The 26,724-nt window shown below is 61.3% G+C and carries 24 protein-coding genes, 1 tRNA gene and 1 pseudogene; 12 read left to right on the top strand and 14 right to left on the bottom strand.

Annotated features, from left to right (window positions below; all coding sequences use genetic code 11):
* On the bottom strand, positions 1 to 718 hold a 718-nt coding region (locus tag NKH30_RS31330), incomplete at its 3' end, for a helix-turn-helix domain-containing protein (RefSeq protein WP_352997912.1).
* 346 nt (positions 719 to 1,064) lie between these two features.
* Here NKH30_RS31330 and NKH30_RS31325 point away from each other — a divergent pair.
* The 3 genes from NKH30_RS31325 (at position 1,065) to rimO (ending at position 3,775) form a co-directional block, all read left to right on the top strand.
* Positions 1,065 to 1,472 carry a DUF930 domain-containing protein gene (locus tag NKH30_RS31325; RefSeq protein WP_352471864.1) on the top strand — a complete coding sequence of 136 codons (408 nt, stop codon included), beginning with the start codon at positions 1,065 to 1,067 and terminating at the stop codon, positions 1,470 to 1,472.
* 188 nt (positions 1,473 to 1,660) lie between these two features.
* The gene (locus tag NKH30_RS31320; protein WP_352471865.1) at positions 1,661 to 2,320 is read left to right on the top strand and encodes a TerC family protein; all 660 of its coding nucleotides are present in this window, start codon (positions 1,661 to 1,663) and stop codon (positions 2,318 to 2,320) included.
* A gap of 141 nt (positions 2,321 to 2,461) precedes the next feature.
* Positions 2,462 to 3,775 (top strand): 30S ribosomal protein S12 methylthiotransferase RimO, encoded by a 1,314-nt coding sequence (gene rimO / locus NKH30_RS31315; protein WP_352502447.1) that lies wholly within the window; start codon positions 2,462 to 2,464, stop codon positions 3,773 to 3,775.
* A gap of 63 nt (positions 3,776 to 3,838) precedes the next feature.
* Here the strand turns inward: rimO and NKH30_RS31310 are convergent, their stop codons facing one another.
* The 8 genes from NKH30_RS31310 to NKH30_RS31275 all read right to left on the bottom strand — a co-directional run bounded on the left by NKH30_RS31310 (position 3,839) and on the right by NKH30_RS31275 (position 12,114).
* On the bottom strand, positions 3,839 to 4,906 hold the full coding sequence (locus NKH30_RS31310; protein WP_352873366.1) for a BMP family ABC transporter substrate-binding protein: 1,068 nt from the start codon (positions 4,904 to 4,906) through the stop codon (positions 3,839 to 3,841).
* 47 nt (positions 4,907 to 4,953) lie between these two features.
* Positions 4,954 to 5,928, bottom strand: a complete 975-nt coding sequence (locus NKH30_RS31305; protein ID WP_352997910.1) for an ABC transporter permease — start codon at positions 5,926 to 5,928, stop codon at positions 4,954 to 4,956.
* Positions 5,928 to 7,040: an ABC transporter permease gene (locus NKH30_RS31300; protein ID WP_352636755.1), complete on the bottom strand. Its 1,113-nt coding sequence runs from the start codon at positions 7,038 to 7,040 to the stop codon at positions 5,928 to 5,930. Before NKH30_RS31300 ends, NKH30_RS31305 begins: the two co-directional genes overlap by 1 nt.
* Positions 7,037 to 8,629 carry an ABC transporter ATP-binding protein gene (locus tag NKH30_RS31295; RefSeq protein WP_502911538.1) on the bottom strand — a complete coding sequence of 531 codons (1,593 nt, stop codon included), beginning with the start codon at positions 8,627 to 8,629 and terminating at the stop codon, positions 7,037 to 7,039. The genes NKH30_RS31300 and NKH30_RS31295 overlap by 4 nt, the downstream gene beginning before the upstream one ends.
* 152 nt (positions 8,630 to 8,781) lie before the next feature.
* Positions 8,782 to 9,759 carry a quinone oxidoreductase family protein gene (locus NKH30_RS31290; protein ID WP_352997906.1) on the bottom strand — a complete coding sequence of 326 codons (978 nt, stop codon included), beginning with the start codon at positions 9,757 to 9,759 and terminating at the stop codon, positions 8,782 to 8,784.
* 18 nt (positions 9,760 to 9,777) lie between these two features.
* On the bottom strand, positions 9,778 to 10,554 hold the full coding sequence (gene pcsA / locus NKH30_RS31285; RefSeq protein WP_502893794.1) for a phosphatidylcholine synthase: 777 nt from the start codon (positions 10,552 to 10,554) through the stop codon (positions 9,778 to 9,780).
* A 35-nt stretch (positions 10,555 to 10,589) separates the two neighbouring features.
* The gene (locus tag NKH30_RS31280; protein ID WP_352502444.1) at positions 10,590 to 11,204 is read right to left on the bottom strand and encodes a DUF1326 domain-containing protein; all 615 of its coding nucleotides are present in this window, start codon (positions 11,202 to 11,204) and stop codon (positions 10,590 to 10,592) included.
* A 13-nt stretch (positions 11,205 to 11,217) separates the two neighbouring features.
* A complete protein-coding gene (locus tag NKH30_RS31275; protein ID WP_352471872.1) occupies positions 11,218 to 12,114 on the bottom strand; it encodes a DUF2182 domain-containing protein in 897 nt (298 codons plus the stop codon).
* A 103-nt stretch (positions 12,115 to 12,217) separates the two neighbouring features.
* Here NKH30_RS31275 and NKH30_RS31270 point away from each other — a divergent pair, with 103 nt between their 5' ends.
* Positions 12,218 to 13,426, top strand: a complete 1,209-nt coding sequence (locus NKH30_RS31270) for a UbiH/UbiF family hydroxylase (protein WP_352502442.1) — start codon at positions 12,218 to 12,220, stop codon at positions 13,424 to 13,426.
* A gap of 221 nt (positions 13,427 to 13,647) precedes the next feature.
* On the top strand, positions 13,648 to 13,971 hold the full coding sequence (hspQ, locus tag NKH30_RS31265; protein WP_023675043.1) for a heat shock protein HspQ: 324 nt from the start codon (positions 13,648 to 13,650) through the stop codon (positions 13,969 to 13,971).
* A gap of 110 nt (positions 13,972 to 14,081) precedes the next feature.
* Here the strand turns inward: hspQ and NKH30_RS31260 are convergent, their stop codons facing one another.
* On the bottom strand, positions 14,082 to 14,711 hold the full coding sequence (locus NKH30_RS31260; protein ID WP_352448908.1) for an invasion associated locus B family protein: 630 nt from the start codon (positions 14,709 to 14,711) through the stop codon (positions 14,082 to 14,084).
* Between the two features lie 231 nt (positions 14,712 to 14,942).
* On the opposite strand from NKH30_RS31260, the pseudogene NKH30_RS31255 reads away from it, so the two are divergent.
* Positions 14,943 to 16,763 (top strand): annotated as a pseudogene (locus tag NKH30_RS31255) (extracellular solute-binding protein).
* 23 nt (positions 16,764 to 16,786) lie between these two features.
* Positions 16,787 to 17,464: a DsbA family oxidoreductase gene (locus NKH30_RS31250; RefSeq protein ID WP_352456761.1), complete on the top strand. Its 678-nt coding sequence runs from the start codon at positions 16,787 to 16,789 to the stop codon at positions 17,462 to 17,464.
* 13 nt (positions 17,465 to 17,477) lie between these two features.
* On the opposite strand, the gene NKH30_RS31245 is transcribed toward NKH30_RS31250, so the two are convergent.
* Positions 17,478 to 17,906: a hypothetical protein gene (locus NKH30_RS31245; RefSeq protein ID WP_352997903.1), complete on the bottom strand. Its 429-nt coding sequence runs from the start codon at positions 17,904 to 17,906 to the stop codon at positions 17,478 to 17,480.
* A gap of 629 nt (positions 17,907 to 18,535) precedes the next feature.
* Between NKH30_RS31245 and NKH30_RS31240 the strand changes: the two genes are divergently transcribed.
* Both NKH30_RS31240 and mgtE read left to right on the top strand, forming a co-directional pair.
* Positions 18,536 to 20,425, top strand: a complete 1,890-nt coding sequence (locus NKH30_RS31240) for an ABC transporter ATP-binding protein/permease (protein WP_352682747.1) — start codon at positions 18,536 to 18,538, stop codon at positions 20,423 to 20,425.
* A gap of 268 nt (positions 20,426 to 20,693) precedes the next feature.
* The gene (gene mgtE, locus NKH30_RS31235; RefSeq protein ID WP_352682750.1) at positions 20,694 to 22,058 is read left to right on the top strand and encodes a magnesium transporter; all 1,365 of its coding nucleotides are present in this window, start codon (positions 20,694 to 20,696) and stop codon (positions 22,056 to 22,058) included.
* Between the two features lie 57 nt (positions 22,059 to 22,115).
* Here the strand turns inward: mgtE and gor are convergent, their stop codons facing one another.
* The 3 genes from gor to rpiA form a co-directional block, all read right to left on the bottom strand.
* Positions 22,116 to 23,504, bottom strand: a complete 1,389-nt coding sequence (gene gor / locus NKH30_RS31230) for a glutathione-disulfide reductase (RefSeq protein ID WP_352682751.1) — start codon at positions 23,502 to 23,504, stop codon at positions 22,116 to 22,118.
* 117 nt (positions 23,505 to 23,621) lie between these two features.
* On the bottom strand, positions 23,622 to 24,200 hold the full coding sequence (locus NKH30_RS31225) for a DUF2059 domain-containing protein (protein WP_352568635.1): 579 nt from the start codon (positions 24,198 to 24,200) through the stop codon (positions 23,622 to 23,624).
* Positions 24,187 to 24,918, bottom strand: coding sequence for a ribose-5-phosphate isomerase RpiA (gene rpiA, locus NKH30_RS31220; RefSeq protein ID WP_023675034.1), 732 nt, complete (start codon positions 24,916 to 24,918; stop codon positions 24,187 to 24,189). Before rpiA ends, NKH30_RS31225 begins: the two co-directional genes overlap by 14 nt.
* 144 nt (positions 24,919 to 25,062) lie before the next feature.
* Here rpiA and NKH30_RS31215 point away from each other — a divergent pair, with 144 nt between their 5' ends.
* From NKH30_RS31215 to NKH30_RS31205, 3 genes are all read left to right on the top strand, one after another.
* A complete protein-coding gene (locus tag NKH30_RS31215) occupies positions 25,063 to 25,746 on the top strand; it encodes a phosphoglycolate phosphatase (protein ID WP_352997901.1) in 684 nt (227 codons plus the stop codon).
* A gap of 102 nt (positions 25,747 to 25,848) precedes the next feature.
* Positions 25,849 to 25,923 (top strand) — tRNA-Val (locus NKH30_RS31210).
* A gap of 66 nt (positions 25,924 to 25,989) precedes the next feature.
* Complete coding sequence (locus tag NKH30_RS31205) at positions 25,990 to 26,316, top strand: DUF6538 domain-containing protein (RefSeq protein ID WP_352997899.1); 327 nt, start codon at positions 25,990 to 25,992, stop codon at positions 26,314 to 26,316.
* The last annotated feature ends 408 nt before the right edge of the window (positions 26,317 to 26,724 follow it).

Genomic DNA, 26,724 nt, shown 5'->3' with positions numbered 1-26,724 from the left:
CGATGACGATGCCGAGCCTGAGCCAGAACACCGACAGGCGCGAGAGATTGTAGAGGCCGTTAGGCGAAGCGAAAGGGAGCCCGTTGTCGGAGCGGATGGCGGCAGGCAGGCCGCGCTCCCTGAACAGCCGCACGAAGGCCTCGATGACCGGCGTCTCCTTTGTCGATTCAAGCGCTTCGCAGGCGAGCACATAGCGCGAGATCTGGTCGGTGACCGTCAGGGGGTAACAGTAGCTACCGTTGCCGAGCCTGAACTCCCCCTTGAAGTCGGTGCACCACAGATCGTTAGGGGCGGCGGCTTGCGACAATGGCGTGCCCACGGCCTTGCTCGCCCGGTTCCTCTTGCGGGCCTGGCTCACAAGGCCGTGACGGTCGAGCACGGCATGCACGGTGCTTTTGGCCGGGATACGCACATCACCGGCGAGCTTCCTGACCAGCAACTCCCTGATCTTGCGAGCGCCCCAATGCGGCTTCTCGCGCTTGGTCTCGACGATCAGCCGCTCGATCTGCTCGGGCAACTGGTTGGCGTACCTCACCGGCCGCCGCGAGCGGTCGCAAAGCGCCTCCAGCCCTTCCTCCCTATAGCGGTTGAAGATCTTGTAGCCAGTCTTGCGCGAAATCCCGAAATCCCGCCACACATCGCTCATGCCTTCTCCCGCGAGAAGGCGGGCAACGAAACGTAGACGTTCCTCCATCACCGAACACTCTCTCCACGGCATCAACACCTCCGGCCAAAAGCCAAAAGTGTTACCCATGTGTCCGGTACAAAACGTCACCTATGTCTCAGGTCGCGCATCTTCAATCCTGCAGGCATGATGTCGAGTTTTCCGCTCGTCGGATTCTTTGACTGCCTGGGTTTAACAGGCCGGCCCGCTTCGGGGAGAACCGCCGCTCTGCCCCATGCAGCGCACCACCTCTCGCGTCGCTGAGATGCGACAGGTGCTGATCGTGGCAACGATACCAAAGTACCGGTGACACCATTGCGTAATCAACAACCTGCCACAAAGCGAAGACTGTCGCCCGCCGCGCAGCCGCGCTTCGTCGGGTTGCTTTCTCCGCGCGAATATGGTGCTTCTCCCGCCTATGAATAAACTATTTTCTGCGGTCCTCGCATGGATGATACTGGCTTGGCCGGCCAGCGCGATGGACAGCGCATTGCGCGCCGGCCTGCTGAAACTCGACCCGCAAACCCGGCTGGAGCAGCGATGCGACGCCGAAATTCTCGACCGGATTACCCGCGACGACCACAAATACAAAGCCGATCGTGTCGTCGCCTACGCTTTTGCGACGCCCGAAATGGGCGCCGATGCGATCAAGAGCCCGGGTGCTGCGTTTCGCAGCAAGGGACAGTGGTACCGGCTGAAATTCAAATGCGAAACAGCGCCGGACCATATGGAAGTCCTGCAGCTCCGCTACCGGATCGGTGATGAAATTCCGGAAAGCGACTGGCCCAAATACAATCTCTATAACTAGGCATTCACGACCTGTGGCCGCATTTTGTCGGTGTTCGGGCCGATCGTCGCAAACTCTGTATATCGCCGCAATAACGGGCGGTTTGCCGACCGTGTTCCAACCAGTCCCTTGACGCGCGGGAACCATACACGTTAGGCCCTCCAGGCATTCGACGCGAACGCGGCCAACCAGCAAGGGACTTCCAGTCGATGGAAATTTTCACTGCCGCGGGCTTCTCTGCCCTGCTCCAGGTCATCGCCATCGACCTCGTGCTTGCAGGCGATAACGCCATCGTCATCGGCTTGGCCGCGGCCGGCTTACCCGTCGAGCAGCGCAAGAGAGCGATTCTCATCGGCGTGGTGGCGGCGACGGTGCTGCGTATCGGTTTTGCCGCGATCACCGTCACTCTGCTGCAGATTGTCGGCCTGCTGCTGGCCGGCGGCATCTTGCTGCTGTGGGTGTGCTGGAAGATGTATCGCGAGCTGCGCACGTCGCATGCCGACGAGGTGGAGGCGACCGAAGCGCTGTCCAATTCCGATATCAACAGCGATGATATGGTGGCCGGCAAGGCGCGCAAGAAGACCTTGGGTCAGGCGGCATTGCAGATCGTCATCGCCGACGTGTCGATGTCACTCGACAACGTGCTGGCGGTCGCCGGCGCGGCGCGCGATCACTTCCAGGTGCTGGTGATCGGCCTCGTCCTGTCGATCGCGCTGATGGGCCTTGCCGCGAGCTTTATCGCCAAGCTGCTGCACCGCCATCGCTGGATCGCCTACATCGGCCTTTTGATCATCTTCTATGTCGCACTCGATATGATCTATCGAGGCGCTGTGGAAGTATTGCCGCATGTCAGCAGTGCGATGAGCTGACGCATCGACTCGAACACGCATCGGCCGGGCCTTTCAGCTTCGGCGACGCTGGCGGTTGCGTTTCGCCGCAGCCGCCGCCCATACCAATGCCGCGACAAGTGTGGTACTGCGCCGCCAATCCTGAAAATCCGGAAAGCTTTGATGTCCGCCCCTCGCGTCAGTTTCGTCAGCCTTGGATGCCCGAAAGCCCTTGTGGATTCGGAGCGCATTATCACGCGCCTGCGCGCCGAGGGCTACGAGATCGCCCGCAAGCACGACGGTGCCGACCTGGTCGTCGTCAACACCTGTGGCTTCCTCGATTCGGCTCGCGACGAATCGCTCAACGCCATCGGCTCGGCACTTTCGGAGAATGGCAAAGTCATCGTCACCGGCTGCCTCGGCGCCGAGCCGGACGTCATCCGTGAAAGACATCCGAACGTCCTCGCCATCACCGGCCCACAAGCTTATGAAAGCGTGATGGCGGCAGTGCATGAGGCTGCCCCTCCGAGCCACGATCCTTACGTCGACCTTTTGCCGCCGCAGGGCGTCAAGCTCACGCCGCGCCACTATGCGTATCTCAAGATTTCGGAAGGTTGCAACAACCGCTGCACCTTCTGCATCATTCCGGCGCTGCGTGGCGACCTCGTATCGCGGCCGGCCGCCGACGTGTTGCGCGAAGCCGAGAAGCTGGCCAAGGCCGGGGTCAAGGAGATCCTCGTCATCTCGCAGGATACCAGCGCCTACGGCATCGATATCAAATACCAGACCAGCATGTTCGGCGATCGCGAAGTGCGGGCGAAATTCCTCGATCTATCGGAAGAACTGGGCAAGCTCGGTGTCTGGGTGCGCATGCACTATGTCTATCCCTACCCGCATGTCGCGGACGTCATCCCACTGATGGCCGAAGGCAAGATTCTTCCCTATCTCGATATCCCATTCCAGCACGCCTCGCCGCAGGTGCTGAAGAACATGCGCCGGCCCGCTCATGGCGAAAAGACGCTCGAGCGCATTCGCGGCTGGCGCGACGTCTGCCCGGACCTTGCCATCCGCTCCACCTTCATCGTCGGCTTCCCCGGCGAGACGGACGACGACTTCGAGATGCTGCTCGACTGGCTGGACGAGGCCAAGATCGACCGCGCCGGCTGTTTCAAATACGAGCCGGTCAGAGGCGCCCGCTCCAACGAGCTCGGCCTCGAGCAAGTGCCGCAGGAGATCAAGGAAGCCCGCTGGCACCGCTTCATGCAGCGCCAGCAGAAGATTTCGGCAACGCAGCTAACCAAGAAAATTGGCAAGCGACTGCCGGTCCTGATCGACGAGGCGCATGGCAATTCGGCCAAGGGCCGGACCAAATACGATGCGCCCGAAATCGACGGTTCGGTCCATATCCAGTCGCGGCGGCCACTGCGCGCCGGCGACATCGTCACGGTCAAGGTCGAGCGCGCCGACGCTTACGACCTTTACGGCTCAGCCGTCTGATATTCCGTCCAAAATGAAAAGGGCGCCGCGTGGCGCCCTTTCGTTCGATATGTTTCCGACCGCCTACTGCGGCAGCTTGTCGTCGACGCCCTTCACGTAGAAATTCATGCCGAGCAACGTGGCGTCGTCGGCGACCTCGCCCTCCTTCAGCCAAGGTGTGCCGTCCTGCTTGGCGACCGGCCCGGTAAAGGGGTTCCAGCCGTCGGCAATCTTCTTGGTGGTGGCTTCGGCCATCGCCTTGACATCGTCGGGCATGTTGGTGAACGGCGCCAGCTTGACGGCGCCGTCCTTAATGCCGAGCCAGACATTATCGGGCTTCCAGGTGCCGTCGAGCGCCGCCTGGACGCGGCTGATGTAGTAGGGACCCCACTCGTCGGTCAGCGCGGTCAGCTGCGCGTGCGGCGCGAACTTGATCATGTCGGAGGACTGGCCGAAGCCGTGCAGCTTGCGCTCTTCCGCCACCTGCAAGGCAGCGGTCGAGTCGGTGTGCTGGACGATGATATCGGCGCCCTGATCGAACAATGCCTTGGCAGCATCGGCCTCCTTGCCCGGATCGAACCAGGAGTTCACCCACACGATCTTCGCCTTGAAGTTCGGGTTGATCGACTGTGCGCCGAGCATAAAGGAATTTATGCCCATCACCACTTCCGGGATCGGGAAGGAAACGATGTAGCCGGCGACGCCCGACTTCGATTGCTTGGCGGCGATCTGGCCAAGCACGTAGCGGCCTTCGTAGAAACGCGCATTGTAGATGCCGAGATTTTCGGCCGTCTTGTAGCCGGTGGCGTGCTCGAACATCACCTTGGGGAATTTCTTGGCGATCTTCACTTCCGGGTCCATGAAGCCGAAGGACGTGCCGAAAATGATCTTGCATCCCTCGCGCGCCAGGCGCTCGAAGGCGCGGTCGGCATCGGGGCCTTCGGAGACGTTTTCGAGATAGGCGGTCTCGACCTTGTCGCCGAGTGCCTTTTCCACCTCGAGGCGGCCTTGGTCGTGTTGGTAGGAGTAGCCGAAATCGCCGATCGGGCCGGTGTAGACCCAGCACGCCTTCAGCTTGTCCGCCGCCTCGGCTGATGCCGCCAGCGACAATGCGGCCGTCGTCGCCATCACGGCAATAAGCAGTTTTTTCATTGTGTTACCTCTCTGAGTTAAGCCTTGGAGCTTCCGTCTTTTTGTTGTCAACGATCCGGAACGAATGGCTGGCCCAAGGAGGCCGGCGTGTTCATCATCGTCAAACGCTTGTTGCGCGAGATTAGAACGAGAACCACGACGGTTGCCAGATAGGGCAGCGAAGAAAGCAGTTGCGAGGGAAACGATTTTAAGAACGCAATTAACTTGTAGAGCAACCAGGGCGCGTCGACGAAGTCCTGCAGATTTATGGCTTGGACGTGAAGCTGGCCAACCCAGATCGCGCCGAAAATATAGGCGCCGGCCAGCACCCGCCATGGCCGCCAGGAGGCGAAGACGACCAGAGCCAGCGCGATCCAGCCGCGGCCGGCGGTCATGTTCTCCACCCATTGCGGTGTGTAGACCAGCGATAGGTGACCGCCGGCGAGGCCGGCACAAGCGCCGCCGAAAATCACTGAGAGATAGCGGTAGCGGATGACGTGGATGCCAAGCGCATGGGCGGATGCATGGCTGTCGCCGATCGAGCGCAGCGTGAGCCCGGTGCGGGTCTTGAACAGGAACCACATGACGGCGGCGGTCAGCGCGATCGAGATGTAGAAGATTGGATCCTGGCCGAACAGCAGCCTGCCGACGACCGGGATTGCGGTCAGGCCGGGAATATCGAGGTTTGGCAGCCTTTCGCCGGGCTGGCCGACAAAATTCGTTCCCATCATGCCGGAAAGGCCGAGGCCGAGCAATGTCAGCGACAGGCCGGTGGCCACCTGATTGGAGGCCAGCGACAGCGTCATGACGGCGAACAGCAGCGAGAACACCGCCCCCATGGTGATTGCCGCCAACAGCCCTATCCAAGGCGAGCCGGTGAGATAGCCGGCGCCGAAACCGCCGACGGCACCCATGATCATCATTCCTTCGACGCCGAGATTGAGCACACCCGAACGTTCGACCACCAGTTCGCCGATCGCCGCGATCAGCAGCGGCGTCGCCGCCGTCGCGATGGTCAAGAGGATGTTGACGGTGATGTCCATCAGCGGGCTTCCTCCAGCTTCGGCGCTGCCTCGAGCTTCGGCGCGGAAAAGCCGGTCAGGCGAATGCGGTAATGGATGAGCGTGTCGCAGCCGAGCACGAAGAACAAAAGCATGCCCTGGAACACGCGCGCCACCTTGTCGGAGATGCCGAGCGCGCTTTGCACTGCCTCGCCGCCCAGATAGGTCAGCGCCAGCACAAGGCCTGCGGCGACGATGCCGAGCGGATTGAGCCGGCCGAGAAATGCCACGATGATAGCGGTAAATCCGTAGCCGGGCGAGATCACCGGCTGCAATTGTCCGATGGCTCCCGAGACCTCCGAAATCCCTGCAAGTCCGGCCAGTGCGCCCGACAGCAGGAAGGCAAAGAAGACCATGCGGTTAAGGCCAAACCCGGCGAAGCGCCCTGCCCTCGGGCTTGAGCCGAGCACGCGGACCTCGAAGCCTTTCAGCATACGGCTCATCAGGATCCAGATCAGTATCGCCGCGATCAGCGCGAAGACAAATCCCCAGTTTGCCCGGCCGGATTCCGGGAGGAGTTCCGGCAGTATGGCCGAGTCGTTGAACTGGATGGTCTGCGGGAAACCGTGGCCCTGCGGATCGCGCCACGGCCCCCGTACGAGCCAATCGAGGAAGAGCTGGGCGACATAGACCAGCATCAGGCTGGTCAGGATCTCGTTGGTGTTGAAGCGCGTCTTCAGCAGTGCCGGGATTGCAGCATAGGCGGCCCCACCGACCATGCCGAGCAGAAGCATCAGCGGCAGCACCAATGGGCCTTCGAACTGCGGAAACAGCACGGGGATGATCGAGCCGACAATGCCGCCCAGGATGAACTGGCCTTCGGCGCCGATGTTCCAGATGTTGGCCTTGTAGCAGACCGACAGTCCGACCGCGATCAGGATCAGGGGGGCGGCCTTGATCGCCAGCTCATGCAGCTGCCAGACCTGGCTGATCGGTTCGATGAAGTAGATGCGGAACGCAGTCAACGGGTTGACGCCGAGCAGCGCGAACATAATGGCACCGGCAATGATCGTCAAAACGAAAGCGATGAAAGGCGAGAGTGCCGAAAACAGCATCGAGCGCTGCGGGCGTTTTACAAGTTCGAGGCGCATCAAGCCGTCTCCAGCGTATGTTCGGCATGCCCGGGTTCGGCGCCGCCCATCAGCAGCCCGATCTTCTCGAATGTCGCTTCAGCTATCGGCAGCGGCTTCGACAATTCGCCATTGTGCATGACCGTGATCGCATCGGAAATCTCGAACAGCTCGTCGAGGTCCTGGCTGATCACCAGCACCGCCGAGCCGCTGCGTGCCAGTTCGATCAGCGCCTGGCGGATGTGGGCCGCCGCACCCGCGTCGACCCCCCAGGTCGGCTGATTGACCACCAAGACGCTCGGCCGGCGGTCGAGTTCGCGGCCGACGATGAATTTCTGCAGATTGCCGCCCGAAAGAGCCGCAGCCTCCGGATCCGGCGCGCTCTTGCGCACGTCCATCGCCTTTATGATGCGCTGGGCAGCGGTATGGATCGCATCGCCCTTGACCATTCCACCGGCGCCGACAAACATCTTGCCATCGGTGGCGTGGCGCGACAGAAGCAGGTTCTCCGAAAGCTTCATGCGCGGTGCTGCGCCATGGCCGAGCCGCTCTTCCGGGACGAAGGCAGCGCCCATCAGACGCCTGCCGGTGATGGTGAGGCCGCCGGCATCCTTGCCGCGGATGCGGACCGAGCCGGCATCCGGCTGCAGCACCTCGCCGGAAACGGATTCGAAGAATTCGCCCTGGCCGTTGCCGGCCACACCGGCAATGCCGATCACCTCGCCGGCGCGGACCTCGAGATTGATGTTCCTGAGCGGGATCGAGAACGGGGTCGCCGGCTTGCGGGTGAGTTCGCGGATTTGAAGCAGCACCGGCGCGGTCTCGATACCCTCGGCCGGCGCCCGCACCACGGCCAGCACCTCGTTGCCGACCATCATCCGCGCCAACGAAGACGCGGTTTCCTGGCGCGGATTGCAATGGCCGACCACCTTGCCGTGACGCAGCACGGTGGCGCGGTCGCAGATCCGTTTGACCTCTTCCAGCCGGTGCGAAATGTAGAGGATGGACTTTCCTTCCGAACGCAGCCGTTCGAGCGTCTCGAACAACTTATCGGCCTCCTGCGGCGTCAGCACCGAAGTTGGTTCGTCGAGGATGATAAGTTGCGGCGTCTGCAGCAGGCAGCGGATGATTTCGATGCGCTGACGCTCGCCGACCGACAGATCACCGACCAGCGATAGCGGATCGAGAGGCAGGCCGTAACTGTAGGAGAGCGCCCTCGCCTTGGCCGCGATCGTACTGATCGGCGAGCCGTCATCCAGCGACAGCGCGATGTTCTCCGCCGCCGTCAGCGCTTCGAACAGGGAAAAATGCTGGAAAACCATGCCGATGCCGAGCTTTTTTGCGGTGCCGGGGCTGGTGATCCTGACCGCCTGGCCATTCCAGAAAATCTCGCCGGAATTCGGTTCCAGCGATCCAAACAGCATTTTCACCAGGGTCGACTTGCCGGCGCCGTTCTCGCCAAGCAACGCATGGATCTCGCCCTTGGCGATGTTGAGATCGACATGGTCGCACGCCATCAACGTGCCGAATATCTTTGTGAGGCCGCGAACCTCAAGCAGGTTTGCGCCGTCCTGATCTGCACTCACGGTGCCTCCATCTGGTTTGCCAGACATGTTCTGTGTTCCCGCAAGCATCGTATGCGCGGGCTGCTCTCTACGGTAAGCGCCTCACGACTTGAAAGAGCTTCAAGAATTTCAGCGGAAACTCAAGCGGTAAAAAGCAGTTCGCAAGAACGGCGGCGTCGGCGGCCCGAAACGGCGGGCACCTAAGGGATAAGTATTGTTGTCCCGGTGGTCCGGCGCCCTTCGAGATCGGAATGCGCTTTGCCGGCCTCGCTGAGCGCGTAACGCTGGTTGATCTTGATCTTGACGGCGCCGCTGAGCACCACGTCGAACAAGGCGGTGGCGGAAGCCTCGAGGTCTTCGCGCCTGGCATTATAGACGAACAGCGTCGGCCGCGTTGCGAACAGCGAGCCCTTCTGCGCCAGCAACGAGATGCTGAAGGGCGGGATCGGCCCAGACGATTGACCGAAGCTGACGAAAGTGCCGAGCGGCCGCAGGCAATCGAGCGAGGCTGGAAATGTGTCGTTGCCGACTGAATCGTAGACAACGTCGCATTTCTTGCCACCGGTGATAGCGGCAACGCCGGCCACGAAATCCTGTTCGCGATAGTTGATAACGTGGTCGAAGCCATGCGCCTTGGCGAGCTCGATCTTGTCGGTGGAACTCGCCGTGCCGATCACTGTCGCGCCAAGATGCTTGGCCCATTGGCCGAGGATCAGCCCGACACCGCCCGCCGCCGCATGAAACAGGATCGTGTCGCCGGCTTTCACCTTGAATGTACGGCGCAACAGATATTCGGCGGTCATGCCCTTTAGCATCATGGCTGCGGCCTGTTCGTCACTGATGCCGTCCGGCACCTTCACCACGCGGCCGGCGGCGATCACGCGCTGCCCGGCATAGGCGCCGGTCGTCACGGCGTAGGCGATGCGATCGCCGGGTTTGAGCCAGTCGACATCCGAGCCGACATCCAAGACCACGCCGGCCGCCTCGCCGCCGGGGATCAGCGGAAATCCGCCCTGCGGCGGATAAAGGCCAGAGCGATAATAGACGTCGATGAAATTGAGACCGATCGCGGTATGCTTGACCAGGATCTGTCCCGAGCCCGGCTGCCCGGGATCGGCATCCTCATAGGTCAGGACCTCCGGGCCGCCATGGGCATGGATGCGGATCGCTTTGGACATTTTCTGGCTCTCTTGGGATCAGGCTTTCTTATCGGGCTTGGCGCCGAGATTTGGGAAGAACTGCATGATAGCGCCGATGCAAGCGAGGTAAAGCCCGGTGACCGTAATCCCGATCTTGATGAAATCGCTGACCTGCTCGCCCAGCACGCCGATCTGGTCGTAGAAGGAGGCAAGTGCGGCCTGCGCCAGCGCCAGCGCGCCGAAGGCGCACCAAAGCAGCGTCATGCCGAGATTGATTGGCCGCAGCCGCTTCACCCGCACCGGATGGATGAAATTGATCGGCACGAAGGTGAGAATGCCGGCCACCACGACCACGGCGAAAGAAACCCATTGTCCGGGCTCGATGACGAACAGCGTGAACACCACCATGTTCCAGACGACCGGAAAGCCCTTGAAGAAATTCTCCTTCGTCTTCATGCCGGTATCGGCATAGTAGATTGCGCTCGACACCACGATGATCGCCGCCGACAGGAACGACAGGCGCTCGCCCATGAAGCCGCGCTGATAGAGCGCGAAGGCCGGAATCAACACGTAGGTCACGTAGTCGATGATGTTGTCGAGCAGTTCGCCCGACCAAGTCGGCAGGATTTCCTTGACATCGAGCTTCCTGGCGATCGGCCCGTCGATGCCGTCGACGAAAAGCGCCAGCCCCAGCCACCAGAACATCGCCGTCCAACGCTGCTCGCTTGCTGCCACCAGCGACAGAAACGCCAGGAATGAGCCCGACGCGGTCAAGAGATGGACCGAGAACGCCCGCGCCTGAGGCCATGTGACTTTCTTCTTCGGCCGCGGAATCCGGTCGGCGATTTTCCTGGCCGTCGTCTTCTTGCTCACGGGCCCCGCCAGTCCAGCTTGCAGATTTCGGCCGAACGGCCAGCAAAGTTCCAGTTGCGGCCAAAGGCCCGCATTTTGCTCTTGTCGGATTTGGCGACGATGATTTCCGGCGCAATCCAGTATTCCGAATTGCTGATGACCGTATCCTTGTCGCGATCCTTGCCGGTGATTGGCGTCACCGCACCATCGATGATCTTCGGTATCTGAAAGATGCGTGTTTTCTCACGCGTCTCGTAGGTGATCGGCACCTGCTCGGCACCGAGGAACTGTCCGACCAGGATGGAGAGCAGCGATGTGGTTCCACCGGCCTTGCCGGTGAATATCTTCGTCAGTCCCTTCATAGCGTAAACCGAGGCGCGCTTGTCGATGAACAGGCCCGCCGTCCAGTTGCCGCGGCTCATATAACCGGGGATTTCCATGACCAGCCCAAGATTGAGGCCGGACAGGTCGACCTCGCCGAAATGGCCGGCATCGATCCGGAACCCCGCCCAGGTTTGGCAATAGCCTTCCGTAGGCGGATGATTGCCGAGCGACAGAACGCAAGGGCAAAAAACCGTGCAATTGCAGGAAAGGATGAGCTCTCCCTTCATTGCCCAGTTTTGATCTGTCATCGAATTCTCCCCCTCATGCCGAGACTACTAGTAGCGCGGCTGCCCAGACAAGCAGTATCGCACCGCCCAACCGCGTCGGCAGATTGCCTGCCGTCTGTTTTTCGACCAGGCTGAACAAGCCGACCAGCGCCATCCAGAACACGTTCATCACACCGACGGCAAACATTACCAGCATCAGCGCCCAGCAGCATCCAAGGCACCACAGGCCCTGCTCTATACCGAGCCGGAAAATGCGAACGGGCCTGGCGCTCCAGTTGGCGAACAGGACCGAGAACGGATTTCTGCACTTCTCCAGACAGGCTTCCTTCAGCCAGCTGAACTGATAGAGACCAGCGATCGACAGCGCGGCTGCTCCGGCAATTCCAAGCAGCGGATCGAGCATCTGCCCGGATGACACGAATGCATGGACTGCGAGCGTCAGGGCAGCGAATATTGCCGAGGCGGCAAGCCAGACGCTCAAATATCCAGCGACCAGGATCAGCGGATGGGCAACGGGTTCCCCCTTGATCCGGGCGGTATCTGCGATCTCGCAATAGGTGCGGATCATCGGCGCCGCGGAGGGCAGCATGGTCGCGATGGCCATCAACAGCCACATCGCGGTGAGTGCCCCGCCTTGCGCGCCTACGCTTGCGCGAAGCGGCGCCGGCGCAAGGCAAAGGGCGAAGAAACGCGCAAGGAAATCCGGCAGCGGCAGTTGCGGCAGGTATTCCAGCACGGCGTCGCCGGGTACATCGGCGCCCGGGAGCCGGCTCACCGCCCCCCGAACTGCCATTGCGCCGAGAAGGAGCCAGGCAAGGGCGATGCCCATGCCGGCAACGACGCCCACCGTCAGTCGAGGGCTGCATGCAACGCTCGCCATCGCGCGGCCGGTGCCGTCGAGGTGGCTGAAATCGTCTTGTTGGCCGGTCATGGCAACCGAATGGGCCGAATCGCCGCGTTGATCAAGCCGCATCACCTGACCTATATGGACCGGCAGGCCGGACGGGCCTCACCTCGCAATCCGGAAGCCGAATTTGAACCATCGGGAAACAGCACGGATACTGGTCGCCGGCAGCGGCCCTGCGGGGCTGATCGCGGCGCTTGGCTTTGCCGAGGCGGGTTTTCCCGTGACGCTCGTCGGACCCGACGCCGCCGGCCCCGACGGCCGGACGACAGCCTTGATGAACCCTGCCCTGAAGATGTTCGAACGGCTAGGGATCTTCGACGGAATCAGGCCGCACGCAGCGCCGCTCAAGGTGATGCGTATCGTTGACGCAACCAACCGGCTGATCCGCAGCCCGACAGTGACCTTTCGCGCCAGCGAGATCAACGAAGAGCAATTCGGGCTGAACTTGCCCAACAGCGTTCTCAACCGCATGCTAGCCGAGGCTGTCGCGCATTCGGGCATCGAATGGCGAAAGTCGATGGTGGAGGCATGGCGCCTCGATGCCGACCATGCCCATGCCGTTCTCGCCGACGGCAGCGAGGTTGAGGCATCGTTGGCAGTTGCCGCCGATGGCCGTCAGTCGCCGGCCCGCGAGGCAGCCGGCATCCGCACCTCGATCCGATCCTATCCGCAGGCGGCGTTGGTGCTCAATTTCGGTCACCGCAGCGACCATGCCTTCACCTCGACCGAATTCCACACCGAGACCGGTCCGTTCACACAGGTTCCCCTGCCCGGCAACCGGTCCAGCCTTGTCTGGGTGCTCGAACCCGATATCGCCAAGGACCTTGCAGCACTCGACGACGCCGAGCTTTCGACGCGGGTCGAACAGCGAATGCAATCGATGTTGGGCCGCGTGTCGGTTGAGCCCGGCCGGCAGGTCTACCCACTTTCAGCGGTGAGCCCGTGGCGGTTTGCGCATCGCCGCGTGGCACTTGTCGGTGAAGCCGCCCACGTGTTTCCCCCAATTGGCGCGCAAGGCCTCAATCTCGGCATCCGGGACATCGACGACCTGATTGGTGCCGCAAGCAGAAACCGCTCGGACCCGGGCGCCCCCAAGGCGCTTGCAGCCTATGATTTCAAGCGGCGGCCGGACATTCTGGCGCGCAGCAGCGCGGTCAACCTGCTCAACATGTCGTTGCTTTCCGACATGCTGCCGGCTCAGATGGTGCGCAGCGCTGGCCTTGGCGCGCTTGAGCGGTTTGCGCCGTTACGGGCGTTTTTCATGCGCGAGGGTCTTCGACCCGGCAGCGGTTTTGCGGCGTTTTTTGGCGGATTGCGAAAACCGGCTGAGCGATAGCGATCTTGGCCACCGCCCTTGATCCGCATCTCGCGATGCTCAACCCGGCATCAAGGGGATCGGGATTGAATTGACGCGGCGTCTGCGCCAAATAATGACGATGTCGACCTTAAGGTCTGGGCCAATCTTTGCCGGACCGGTGCGTAAGAATCTAAAGTCCTGGAGCGTTCCTTGCGTGTTCCAGGATGCGTGGCGTTCAAGAAGTTCAAGTGGTGAGTGCGATGAAGACAGCCAAATTCTCGATCGGACAGGTGGTTCGGCACCGGCTGTTTCCGTTCCGCGGCGTCATTTTCGACGTCGATCCGCAATTCGCCAATACTGACGAATGGTACGAGGCGATCCCCGCTGACGTGCGGCCGCGCAAGGACCAGCCTTTCTATCATCTGCTCGCCGAGAATTCCGAAACGGAATACATCGCCTATGTGTCCGAGCAGAATTTACTCGAGGACCGGTCGGGCGAACCGGTCCGGCATCCGCAGATTGGTGAAATGTTCGACAAGAAGCCGGACGGGCGCTACGAGCCGAAGCACCAATTGAGACATTGACTTAGTCGGAATCTGGCTGGCCTGAGACATGGCTGGACCCGACAAACAGCCGGTCCAAACGAAAAAAGCGGGGCATGAACCCGCTTTTTTATTCGTCCGAAACCCGTCGATCAGTTGGCGGCCTTCGCCTTTTCTTGCTCTTCCTTGAGCTTCTTGGCAAAGTCCTGATTGTTCTTGGCGACGAACTCCTGGAGCTTTTTCTGCCGGTCCTCGATATCCGACTGCTGCAGCGGCGGGCCGTCGAAGGCGCCGCTGAAGCCGGTCAGCGCAATCTTGATCGGGTTCGGCTGGTTCTGGAAATTGACCGAGGTGAGCGTCAGCGCCGATCCCTTCTTGAAGGATGCGACAAGCTGATCGCTCAACGGCACTTCCGCCACGCAGCGATCCGGAAAACAGATCACATAGTCGAGCTTCTGCGCCTTGCCGCCGTCGATCTGGAGGCCGATGCCGGGAGGAACGAGACGGCCGGTCGGAACCGTCACCTGGAACACCTTGCGGTTCACCTTGCCCTTCAATTCGATCAGGCTGACGCCAGTGATGAGCTGGCCGTTGCCGGCGGTGGTGATGTTCTGGACATTGCAGATGTCGACGTCTTCCTGCTTGGTGCAGGCCTTGAACCAGCCTTGCGGAATCTGCTGTTGCTGCTGCGCGGAAGCAGCGGGAATCCCGGCGCCCAGAATGCCGACCACGCCAGCGGCCATGACCGACAGGCGGTACGCGTTGCTGTTCAGGCTCGTCATGTCGTGCATTCCTCTCAAATGATCCCGGAACCGGCTTTTTTCATGCCGTGTGGTCCAGCTACCTGTTGCCGAAATGAGGCAACAGAATGACTTCGGACGGCGTGTTACACTGCAAGCGGTGCCGAATCCAGCCCGGGTCTCGCGAATCTTGGCCAAGGGATAGGCTCAAGGGGTTGGCCGGTGCACGACCGGCTCATGTATGCTGCGCATCGAATCGGGAAGGAGACGGTCATGGGCCGCGTTGTCGTTTGGCTGATCGCCGCAATCTTGTTTGTCGGCCTTTCCCTGCAGCCGGCCGTGTCGGAACCGGTCCACGCGCTTGCCATGCAGGGCGAGCCGGCGCTGCCGGCCGACTATGATCATTTCAACTACGTCAATCCCGACGCGCCGAAAGGCGGCAGCATTACCTAATGCGTCGTCGGCAGCTTCGACAATCTCAATCCGTTCATCCTGAGAAGTCTGCGCACCACCGCGCGTGGCATGATGGATCAAGCCTATGGCAATCTCGTCTTTGAGCCCCTGATGCAGCGCAACTACGACGAGGCCTTCAGTCTCTACGGCCTGCTCGCCGATACCGCCGACATGGACCCCGAGCGCAAGAGCATCGAATTCCACCTCGATCCCAACGCCAAATGGTCGGACGGCGAGCCGGTGACGCCGGAAGACGTGTTGTTTACCTATGACGTCTTCACCGAGAAGGGCCGCCCACCTTACAGCCTACGAATGAAAGCGATTGCCAAGCTCGAAAAGACCGGCGACCGCAGTGTGCGTTTCACCTTCAACGACAAGGCCGACCGCGAATTTCCGCTGATCATTGCGCTGACGCCGATCATCCCGAAACACGCCTTCAACAAGGACACCTTCGACAGGACGACGCTAAAGCCGGTGATCGGCAGCGGGCCTTACACGGTGGCGCAAGTCGTGCCCGGCCAGCGCATCGTGTTCAAGCGCAATCCGGACTATTGGGGCAAGGACGTGCCGTCCAAGCGCGGCTTCGACAATTACGACCAGATCACCATCGAATATTTCCTCAACGCCAACGCCAAGCAGGAAGCGTTCAAGAAAGGCATCTGCGCCATCGACGACGACAGCGACCCGGTCAAACGCGAGCGCGATCTCGATTTTCCGGCCTTCCACAGGGGCGAGGTCATCGCCGAAACTTTCGATACCGGCATTCCGCCGGTGGTCAACGGTTTCCTGTTCAACACGCGGCTGCCGAAATTTTCCAATCCGGTCGTGCGGCGCGCGCTCGGCATGCTCTACGATTTCGAATGGGCCAACAAGAATCTGTTCGGCGGCAAATACACGCGCACGATGAGCTTTTGGCAGAATTCCGAGCTGTCCGCGCTGGGCCACCCGGCCAGCGAAAAGGAAAAGGCCCTGCTGGCCCCCTACCCCGGCCGCGTGCCCGCAGATGTCATGGACGGCACCTACAGGCCGCCCGTTACCGACGGCTCCGGCCAGGACCGCAAGGTGCTGAAGGCGGCATTCGAGCTGCTGAAGAGCGCGGGCTATACGGTGCGGGACGGCGCGATGCTCGATCCCGAGGGAAAGCCGTTCGGTTTCGAGATCCTGACCGCCTCGCAGGACGAAGAGCGACTTGCCGCTATCTATCAGCGCACCCTTGAGAAGCTCGGCATCGATGTCGGCATCCGCAGCCTCGACGGTGATCAGATCCAGTCGCGCAAGCAGCGTTTCGATTTCGAGGTGCTGGTCGGCTCGACCGGTTTCAACAACTCGCTGTCGCCCGGTATCGAGCAAACCGGGCGCTGGGGATCCGCTGCCGCCAAGGCCGAAGGATCGTTCAACCTCGCCGGCGTCGCCGATCCGGCGGTGGATGCGGCGATCGAGGCGATGCTGAGAGCTCGTTCGAAGGAGGACTCCGTCGCCGCCGTCCGCGTTCTCGACCGGCTGCTGATCTCCGGCAACTACATGGTGCCGACGCAGCACAACAACCAGCAATGGCTCGCTTATTGGAACTATCTGGAACATCCGCAAAAGACGCCCATATACGGTTATCAGTTGCCGACCTGGTGGCGCAAACCGAAGTGACCTCTTCACAACAGGAGATCAAGATGAACGACGAGAACTCGATTACCGTCGATGTGGTCTCCGACGTCGTGTGCCCCTGGTGCTTTATCGGCCAGAAACGGCTCGACAAGGCGATTGCCGCCGTCGACATCGACGTTCACATACGCTGGCGGCCCTTCCAGCTCGACCCGACGATCCCGCCCGAAGGCAAGAACCGCCGCGACTATATGGTGGCGAAATTCGGCAGCGAGCAGCGTATCCGCGAAATCCATGCCCGGATCGAGCCGCTGGGCGAGGCTGAAGGCATCTCCTTCGCCTTCGACGCCATCAAGGTCGCGCCCAATACGCTGGATGCGCACCGTCTCATTCGCTGGGCCGGGACCGCCGGCGAGGCCATTCAGAACCGGCTGGTGCGCCGGCTGTTCCAGCTGAATTTCGAGGAAGGCGCCAATCTCGGCGATCATGCTGTGCTGATCGAAGCCGCCCGCGAGGCCGGCATGGATGCGTCCGTGGTCGAAACGCTTCTGCCGACCGACGCCGATGTAGAGGCGGTGCGCACCGAAATCGCCACCGCTTCGCGCATGGGCATATCGGGTGTGCCGTGCTTTCTGCTTGAAGGCAAATATGCGGTGATGGGCGCTCAGGACGCCGATACGCTCGCCGATGCACTCCGCCAGGTCGCCGCGGCCAAGGCACGCGGCGAACTGGAGACGGCGAACTGAGTCGGACTATTTCCTATTTCACCGTCACCTTGGCCTTGCTGACGAAAAAGCCATGGCCATGCATGCCGGTGCAGGTCAATCCCTTGGTGGATGACTGGCAGGAAAACGGCCCCTTGCTCCAGCTGTTGCCGTACGCCAGCCTGGTGACGTCGCCGCCTTGCTCGCCCGGATTCTTGATCAGCGTCGCCGGACCTTTCGGGCCGAGGATGACGGTGACGTAGCTGGGCTCGACGCGCGAACAGCTCAACTCCGGTCCGCCATCCTGCGGCTCGTAGGTGCTGGTGCCGCCGTTCGGCGTGTAGATGCAGCCAATATTGCCGGACGGCGTGTTGAACTCGATCTGTCCCTCGGCGTTTGCGGGAACGGTCTGGCTGCCGGCATATGTTTGCGGCAGCCAGGCAAACATCGCGAGCATCGCCACAAACAATGTCCGTGCAAGCATGGCGAACTTCCCCCCGGTTCAAACCTGGATGCGTCCGGCAGGTTCGATCCGAAGCGCGTGTTTGTCAAACGCGGTTTGTGCGCGCTCTTAAAAAGGCACGGGCCAATTGATATTGATCTTCATCCTGGACTGTGTCGGCAAAGTCATTGCTTGGCCGACTACGGGGTCCTGACAAGGCGGCTTCAACCACGAATCATACGGTCACTTTCTGGTCGCCGACGAGGTCGGAGCTGACCGTGAAGGCGGGTCAGGCTGTGAAGATCGACCGCTGGACGGCGCTTCTATGTTCACAAAGCTGTGTGAAGACCTTCCCTTGGGGAAGGTCACTGCTTGCTCCGGCTCAGGCAAGCAACTATTTGAAATTGCGTTGGTATTCCGCCCCTCGAAGCATGACGGCATAGCGCCATGATCATTCATTCTGTTGCTCCACTGCAACGGCCGGCGAGCTAAGCCACCTGCGACTGGTGAAAAGCTAATGGAAAATGATCAATTGGTGTTACTGTCCGTAACAAAAGAAAAATCGTTTGGGCGGGATAGTGATTCGGGTCGATAGACCAACGCGACATTCAATATCGGAAAAATGGCTCCGCGGTGCCGCAAGGCAGTCGCCCCTGACGCCCGTATCGTCGATGCGCAGCTTCTGGGGGCTGATGCGGGTCTACTGGTTCTCGGACCGCTGGAGGGAAGCCTGGACGCTGACGCTGGTGATCGCGCTGATCATCGCGCTGTCCAGCAAAGCCGACGTCTGGTTTACGGTAGCTGGGGCTGAGCTGGCGACTTCGATCGCTTTTTTCCACGATGCCGCGAACACGACGCCACTCAAGACAATACTGACCAACGCCGGTTGGCTGGTGCTGCTGGTCCTGCTCAAGGACTTGGTTATTGCCGGCATTCACAACCTGGTTTCCAAGACATTGCATCGCAAATGGCGTGGCTGGCTGGACAGCCGATTCAACGAGGCCCTGCTCGACTCTAACCATACGCATTTCCATGCCCAGCATGGCTCTTCCGGGAATGCAGCTCCCGACAATATCGACCAGCGCGTGCAGGAATCCATCAAGGCCATGACTGGCGGAGCCATCGGGCTTGCTTCGGGTGTGCTAAGCGTCTTCGCTTCGTTCTACTTTCTCGGTGGCGAATTGCTGAAAAACTCTGTCGAGGTGAAGGGCCTGGAGTTTCTCGGCAGCTACGGCAGCGCCGTCCTTGCTCTCCTGGCAATCGCTGTGTATGTGCCGTTCAACACCTGGATCGCATTGAAACTCGGCCGAATGCTGGAGTGGCTAAACGTCAGAATGCAGCAGGCCGAAGGCAGTTACCGCAGCGAGTTGATCACATTCCTGCGCCGCAGTTTTCATGTCGCCGCATCGCAGGGCGAGAATGTGCAGAAGACTGTAAACAGCCAGCGTTATGCCGACATTGACCGTACCTGGGCCAGACTGAACATCGTCAATACTGGCTACGCCTCGTTCGAGCTGATCTATAATTTCATCGGTGCCAAGATTGTCGCTTTCGGGCCAGGGCTCGTGCCCTTCATCCACAACGGCCTCGACCTCAAGGGTTATCTGACAGCTTCCGGCCAGGTCGATAAGCTGATCAGCAACTGTTCGTGGTTCATCCATGTGATGCCGGACATCGCCACCTTGCGCGCCAACAGCCAGCGCGTCATCGAATTGGCGCAGGCAATCGAGAACGTGCAGCAGCCACAGGAATTCTATCAGCAGACCGGCCGGTCCGACTTCCGCTACGACCACCAAAACCCGGTTTTCGGACTGACCATCCAGAAGCTCGAACTGGCGCATCAGGGCGAGGACGCAACGCCCTTCCTGAGTGCCGCGAACTTGCGCTTCCGGCGTGGCGAGTGGACTTTCCTCAAGGGCGAATCCGGTTGCGGCAAGACCTCGCTCGTCAAGGCGATCAACGGCCTGTGGCCTTATGGCCGCGGCACCATCGTCTTCCCGGAAGGGGTCAGGAGTTTCTACGCCGCCCAGGAGGTGAAGCTGCAGCAGGTTTCGTTGAAGCAACTGGTCTGCCTGCCTGGTTCCGAGCATGATTACGCCGACATGCAGGTCGCATCCGCCCTGCACAAGGCCGGCCTCGGCGATTTCATCGAGCATTTGGCCGATGAGAGCCGTGAAGGAAAGATCTGGGATCAGGTTCTCTCGGGTGGGCAGAAACAGAAGCTGGTTGTCGCCCGCATCGTGCTGCAGCAGCCGGGATTGCTGTTCCTCGATGAAGCCACCGGCGCGCTCGACCCCGATGGACGGATCGCCTTCCACCAGGCGATCAAGGACAATTGCCCTGATGCAACCGTGATCTCGATCATGCATGAGGCGACGCCGCCGAGATCGCTCGCGGGCACCGAATTCTACCACAGCGTGGTTGCGATCGCCGACGGCGTCGCTACCAAGAAGCCGCTGGTTCCGAGCTTGCCGGTAGAGCTCACCACCATCCTCACGCAGCCGACACGGCCGGCCGAGGACAAGTGGCTGCGCTTTCCCCGCCGGCTGAAGCAGAGATAGCCGCGGCACCACTGCCGGCATCCAGCCACTGCCACGTAGCCCGATCACAGTCTCGCGATCCGCCGGTTTGCCGCCGTTTTAACCCGCTCTCGCGATTGACTCGGCAAGGCGCGCTCCTATGTTGCGCCGGCTTGCAGAATCTCAACTCGAACCCGCGAGCAGAAAGGTCACCGCGCCATGCCTGGCGACAGTCACAGTCGAACGCAACCGCCGTCCGCTTGACGTGACCTGACAGGCTCACGTCCTGCCGGACGGCAAGGAGTGAGCCATGAACGAGTTTTCCCCTGTCGCGGGCGGCGATGCCATCGCCATCGCTCGCGTACTTGCCAACGAACACGTCGCCGACATCGTCGAGGCCTTGAACCAGGAGCCCCGCGAGACGGCATCGGAGCTGCTTTGCGAAGTGCCGTTCGGGCGGCTGGTGGAGATCTTCGACCAGCCTGAACTCGACGGCGCATCCGAACTGGTCGAGGCGCTGCCCCGCATCAAGGCAGGCAGACTGCTTGCCGCCATGTCGGTCGATCGCGCCGCCGACATACTGCGCGATCTGAACGAGCCGGCTCGTTCCGAACTGCTTGGTGGCCTGGCGCCACCGCTGCGCGCGACGCTGCTTGCCATTCTCGGCTATCCCGAAGGCAGCGCCGCCTCGCTCATGACGACCGAATATGTCAGCGTGCCGCCGGACTGGAGCGTGGCCCGCACGCTGGATTATATCCGCAAGGTGGAGCGGACGCGCGAAACCGTCTACGCGATCTACATCGTCGATCCGCAAACGCATGTCCTGTTGCGCTCGACCAGCCTGCGTCGACTGATCGCTGGCGGGCCCGACGAGCTGATCATGGCAATCGCGCCGGATCGTGCGCCTGTCACCGTTTCACCGCTGACCGACAGTGAAAAGGTTGCTCAGCTGATCTCGAAATATGATCTGCTCGCCGTTCCGGTCGTGGACAACGGCAAACTGCTCGGCATCGTTACCATCGACGATATTATCGACACGATGATCGAGGAAACGACGGAGGATGTGCATCGTTTCGGCGGCATGGAGGCTCTCGACGAGCCGTATATGAAGATGGGCTTTCTGGCGATGATCCAGAAACGCGCCGGCTGGCTGTGCGCGCTGTTTATCAGCGAGATGCTGACCGCCAACGCGATGCAAAGTTACGAGGGCGAGATGGAAAAAGCGATCGTGCTGACGCTATTTATTCCATTGATCATGAGCTCCGGCGGCAATTCCGGCTCGCAGGCGACCTCGCTCGTCATCCGGGCGCTGGCACTGCGCGAGATCGGCCTTGGCGACTGGTGGCGGGTGGCATTGCGCGAGCTGCCCACCGGCCTGGTGCTTGGCTCGATTCTTGGCGTGGTCGGCGTCTGCCGCATCGCGCTCTGGCAGTATCTCGGCTTCTACGACTACGGCCCGCACTGGCCGCTGATCGCAATGACGATCGGCGCCACGCTGGTTGGCATCGTCACCTTCGGCTCGCTGTCTGGATCGATGCTGCCGTTCGCCCTGAAGCGCATGGGCTTCGACCCGGCCAGCGCATCGGCCCCGTTCGTCGCCACGCTGGTCGACGTCACCGGGCTGGTGATCTATTTTTCTGTGGCGCTGGTGATCCTGGGCGGAACGTTGCTGTAAGAAAACTCACGCTCTTCCATCGCGGCAATTTCGTTGCCGCGATGGGTTGTCGTCGCGTCAGACGCGCTCACCATCTCTCACCCGGTAAGTCGGCTTGTACATGGTGACGAGTTCTTCCGCGGCGGTCGGATGCACCGCCATGGTGCGATCGAAATCATCCTTGGTCAGGCCGGCCTTCAGCGGTATGCCGAGAAGCTGCGCCATTTCGCCGGCATCCGGCCCGAGAATGTGGGCGCCGAGGACCTTTTTCGAGGCGCCGTCGACGACCAGCTTCATCAGCATCTTTTCGTCGCGGCCGGAAAGTGTGTGCCGCATCGGCCGGAAGGTGGCGCGGTAGATTTCAACATCCGGAAAGCGCTTTGCCGCCTCATCCTCCGACAGACCGACCGTACCGATCTCGGGCTGCGAAAAGACTGCGGTAGCGATCGTGTCATGGTCGGGCGCCGTCGGCTTGTCCTTGAAGGCGGTCTCGACGAAGCACATCGCCTCGTGGATTGCCACCGGCGTCAATTGCACGCGATGGGTGACGTCACCGATTGCCCAGACGTTGTCGATGTTGGTGCGGGAGTATTCGTCGACGTGGATTGCCCCGGTTTTGGTCATCTCGATGCCGACGCCTTCCAGGCCCATGTTCTCGGTATTGGGAATGCGGCCGATGGCGAGCATGACCTGGTCGACCGTCAGCACCGTGCCACCGGTGACAAGCGCGTCGAGCCGGCCGTCAGGCCGCTTCCTGACCCACTCGGACACGGCGTGGCAGAGGATTTTTATCCCTTTCTTTTCCATCGTGTCGTGCAGCATGCGTCTGAGGTCCATGTCGAAACGGCTGAGGATCTCCTTGCCGCGGTAGACCAGCGTCGTGTCGACGCCGAGGCCGTGAAAGATGTTGGCGAATTCGACGGCGATATAGCCGCCACCCTCGATCATGATTGCCTTCGGCAGTTCCTTGAGGTCGAAGGCCTCGTTGGAAAAGATGCAGTGCTCATGGCCGGGCAATGCCGGATGCGGTGCCGGTCGCCCGCCGGTAGCGATCAGGATCTGGTCGGCGGTAACGGTGCGATCCTCACCGAGAAGATGCACCACATGCCGATCGACCAGGGTGGCGCGCGAATGAAAGACCTCGCCGCCGGCGCCCTGCACGTTCTTCTTGTAGATGGCCTCCAGCCGGCTGATTTCGCGGTCCTTGTTGGCGACCAGCGTCTGCCAGTCGAAACGCGCCTCAGGCACCGTCCAGCCATAGCCGGCGGCATCGGCGAAATGCTCGGGGAATTGCGAGGCGTAGACATAGAGCTTCTTCGGCACGCAGCCACGGATCACGCATGTGCCGCCATAGCGGTATTCCTCGGCAATGCCGACACGCTTGCCGAGTGCGGCCGCGACGCGCGCCGCCCTCACCCCGCCGGAGCCGCCGCCGATGACGAAAAGATCGTAGTCGTAACCGGCCATGGCTGAATTCCTTGCCCTTCAAACCCCGAGACAGGTAGGCTGCCGGCTATCAAAAGAAAAGCCCGGACTTGCCGGGCTTTTGGTCCAGTGGCGGTCAGGCGGCTCGGAAGTCCGCAATCAATTCGGTGTAGCGTCCGCGGGAGCTGCGCCATCGGCCGGAGCGGTACCGTCGGCAGGTGCAGCCGGCGCCTTGGCATTCGCCGCTGCACCCAGGGTCTCGCCGACCTGCTGGGCGAGATCGCGAGCCAGGCCGTTCTGCCAGATCTCGGCAGCCTTCACCAGTTCGCGCGTCACGATCGGGCCGTTGTCGAGCAGCTTCTTGCCGGAATCGGAATTGTAGAACGCGGCGATTTCATTGAGTTCCTTTTCCGAGAACACCTTTGCATAGGCGAGCGCCGCTTCCTTTTCCAGGTCGGCGCGGCGCGATGCCAAGGCCATCGCCTTCTCGTTGATCGTCTTGGCGATCAGTTCCTGCATGTCCGGGTTCTTCTGGATCAGCTGCTGCTCCAGTGCCGCGGCCGCTTGCGGCAGGATGCTGTCGAACGTATCCGTCGCATGGATCGCCGCAACGGCGGCGCGCGCCGCCTTCAAATGCGCATCGGTGACGTCCTGCGAAGACGCAGGCGACGAAAACGCGAAAACGGCCGAGGCCGCCAGAATGGCAAAAAAGCGGCCAACCCGGTTATGCAACATCATGATCGGTAAAACTCCCTGATTTTCGGGCGGCATGGACGGTTTGGATGCCGTCGCCGCCGGCTATGATGGCCGTTGATGCCAGCCCGATGAAAAGACCATGCTCGACCACGCCCGGAATGGCGTGGAGAGCATTCGAAAGCGCTCTTGTATCCGGAATGCGGCCAAAAGATGCATCGAGGATAAAATGGCCGCCGTCTGTAACAAATGGCTGGCTCCCCGTCATCCTCAATGTAACAGGGCCGGAAAGGCCAAGGTTTGCAGCCGCCGCGCCGACCGCAATTTCGGTGGCGCGCAGGCCAAACCGGTTGACTTCGATGGGCAGCGGAAAACGGCCGATCATCTCGACCATCTTGGAGCTGTCGGCGATGACGATCATGCGGGCGGAGGCCGCCGCGACGATCTTTTCGCGCAGCAGCGCACCGCCGCCGCCCTTGACCAACGTCAGCGCCGGATCGATCTCGTCGGCGCCGTCGATGGTGAGGTCGAGCTCGGGGGTTTGCTCGAGAGTGGACAGCGGCACACCAAGCTCGGTGCAAAGGACGGCGGTGCGCTCCGAGGTCGGCACGCCGATGACAGTCAGGCCGGTGGCGACCTTGTCTGCGAGCAGCCGCACGAACTCGTCCGCCGTCGTGCCGGTGCCGATGCCGAGCCGCATGCCATCCGTGACATGGGCAAGCGCTGCCCGCGCGGCCTCAACCTTCAATTGCCTCGCATCCATGCCGGGTCCCGAGATTTGTTTCGGCGCTCGTAGCATTTTTGCCGGGCTGGTCAAAGGACCTTGCCCGCGGTGGATAAGCCGTCTTGCCTGAACGGGCCGCAGCGGTTATCGCCTGCCGGCAATCAAATCGTCACAGGACAGGCCATGACCCGACCGATCATCGTGTTCGACCTCGACGGGACGCTGATCGACACGGCGCCGGACCTGCTCGACAGTCTCAACCACAGCCTTGCCGCCAGCCAGCTCGCGGCCGTCGACGAAACCGGCTTCAAGCGCTTCGTCGGCCATGGCGGCCGGGTGATGATCGAGCGCGCTCACGCAGCGCAGCACAGGTCGCTGGCAGTGGAGGAGCACGACCGCCTGCTCAAGCTGTTTCTGGACCATTACACCGTTAACATCCCCGGCAAATCGCGCCCCTACCCTGGCGTCCCCGAGGCGATCGCACGGTTCGAGGCAGCCGGTTACCTGCTGGCCATTTGCACCAATAAATACGAGGCCAATTCGGTGGCGCTGATCGAGGCGCTCGGTATGACCAGGCATTTCGCGGCGATCTGCGGTCAGGATAGTTTTCCGTACCGCAAGCCCGACCCGCGCCATCTCACGCAGACCATCGCGCGCGCCGGCGGCGATCCGCACCGTGCACTGATGGTCGGTGATTCGCAGACCGACATCGACACGGCGAAAGCCGCCGGGATTCCGGTGGTGGCAGTCGATTTCGGCTACACCGATCGTCATGTGCGAGAGTTCGAACCGTCGGCGGTGATCTCGCATTTCGATTCGCTGACGCTCGATCTGGTACAAGGGCTGATGGCCGCGGCAGAGGGCTGAAGCCGGCCATAGTTCAGACCGCCAGATGACGGCTGACAAGTGGTTGACTTCACAGGCCGGCCTCCCTTATATCGCGGCGCGCTTGGCCTTCGGGCAACGAGCGGGCGATTAGCTCAGCGGGAGAGCACACCCTTCACACGGGTGGGGTCGCAGGTTCAATCCCTGCATCGCCCACCATTCTGTTTAAAGTCACTAGGTTAGCCTGCACGATCCTTTGGTGGGACATCCAAGGGGTACATCCCAGTGTTAAATCCTACGTACCCCGCACTTTCGCGAAACCAAATTTTCTATTTCCGTTGGCCGATCCCGAGACACACTCACCCCGCACGGAAGCCGTCCACCATCAAGGTTTCGCTCCGAACCCGCGACCCGAGGGAAGCCTTGCGCCTCGCCCGCTATCTCGGTTATGCCGCCCATAGTGTCGTTGTCCATGGAACAATGCACGGAATGCAGTACCAAGACATTAGAAACACCCTGCACCAGCACATGCATGGCTTGCATTCGGCTTGTACTGGTTCTTCCGACATAAGGCCCGACTACCAAGTGTACAGCCATGGCGAGGCATTATGATCGGTGCATTGTTTGTTGCGGCAGCCTGCTCAGTGATAGTCTCAGGCGCGGTACTAGCTAGCCTGAAAGGCGGCTATTGAGTTGGCTCTGGGAAGTTCAGGAGGGGCCGGTCGGTGCTGGGATCGGGCACGGGAGGAAAGCTCGATTTTACAGCCTTCTGAATGACGCTGGCGGCTCGACTGAGATAGGGAGCCTGCCGTCCTTCGAAGGCCTTTAGCGGCCTTCTCTGCCCCGTGCAAGCGCATAGCCACCCGGAGCTAGTGGTGAAAGCCTAACGCTTGGTATCCGCAATGAACGGCAAGATCCGACCGATAGTGTTGAAAAAGTCCGGGTTGCAGCAGTCCTGAAGCACTTCTCTATTCGGCATGTTGAGGTCAAGCGCTTTCGAGCTTGCGGCTTCTCCGGCGT

The sequence above is a fragment of the Mesorhizobium sp. M1273 genome (assembly GCF_040318195.1).
Classification (GTDB): domain Bacteria; phylum Pseudomonadota; class Alphaproteobacteria; order Rhizobiales; family Rhizobiaceae; genus Mesorhizobium.
Note: the sequence above shows the minus strand (reverse complement) of the source record. Positions and strands in the feature narration are given on the sequence as shown.

Coding starts and splice junctions, on each gene's coding strand:
- NKH30_RS31215 (WP_352997901.1), top strand. CDS start 25,063: ATGACCCGACCGATCATCGTGTTCGACCTCGACGGGACGCTGATCGAC.
- NKH30_RS31320 (WP_352471865.1), top strand. CDS start 1,661: ATGGAAATTTTCACTGCCGCGGGCTTCTCTGCCCTGCTCCAGGTCATC.
- NKH30_RS31280 (WP_352502444.1), bottom strand. CDS start 11,204: ATGACAGATCAAAACTGGGCAATGAAGGGAGAGCTCATCCTTTCCTGC.
- rpiA (WP_023675034.1), bottom strand. CDS start 24,918: ATGGATGCGAGGCAATTGAAGGTTGAGGCCGCGCGGGCAGCGCTTGCC.
- NKH30_RS31260 (WP_352448908.1), bottom strand. CDS start 14,711: ATGACGAGCCTGAACAGCAACGCGTACCGCCTGTCGGTCATGGCCGCT.
- NKH30_RS31240 (WP_352682747.1), top strand. CDS start 18,536: ATGCGCAGCTTCTGGGGGCTGATGCGGGTCTACTGGTTCTCGGACCGC.
- NKH30_RS31325 (WP_352471864.1), top strand. CDS start 1,065: ATGGTGCTTCTCCCGCCTATGAATAAACTATTTTCTGCGGTCCTCGCA.
- hspQ (WP_023675043.1), top strand. CDS start 13,648: ATGAAGACAGCCAAATTCTCGATCGGACAGGTGGTTCGGCACCGGCTG.
- gor (WP_352682751.1), bottom strand. CDS start 23,504: ATGGCCGGTTACGACTACGATCTTTTCGTCATCGGCGGCGGCTCCGGC.
- NKH30_RS31310 (WP_352873366.1), bottom strand. CDS start 4,906: ATGAAAAAACTGCTTATTGCCGTGATGGCGACGACGGCCGCATTGTCG.
- NKH30_RS31305 (WP_352997910.1), bottom strand. CDS start 5,928: ATGGACATCACCGTCAACATCCTCTTGACCATCGCGACGGCGGCGACG.
- mgtE (WP_352682750.1), top strand. CDS start 20,694: ATGAACGAGTTTTCCCCTGTCGCGGGCGGCGATGCCATCGCCATCGCT.
- NKH30_RS31250 (WP_352456761.1), top strand. CDS start 16,787: ATGAACGACGAGAACTCGATTACCGTCGATGTGGTCTCCGACGTCGTG.
- NKH30_RS31245 (WP_352997903.1), bottom strand. CDS start 17,906: ATGCTTGCACGGACATTGTTTGTGGCGATGCTCGCGATGTTTGCCTGG.
- NKH30_RS31225 (WP_352568635.1), bottom strand. CDS start 24,200: ATGATGTTGCATAACCGGGTTGGCCGCTTTTTTGCCATTCTGGCGGCC.
- NKH30_RS31295 (WP_502911538.1), bottom strand. CDS start 8,629: ATGTCTGGCAAACCAGATGGAGGCACCGTGAGTGCAGATCAGGACGGC.
- rimO (WP_352502447.1), top strand. CDS start 2,462: ATGTCCGCCCCTCGCGTCAGTTTCGTCAGCCTTGGATGCCCGAAAGCC.
- NKH30_RS31275 (WP_352471872.1), bottom strand. CDS start 12,114: ATGACCGGCCAACAAGACGATTTCAGCCACCTCGACGGCACCGGCCGC.
- NKH30_RS31290 (WP_352997906.1), bottom strand. CDS start 9,759: ATGTCCAAAGCGATCCGCATCCATGCCCATGGCGGCCCGGAGGTCCTG.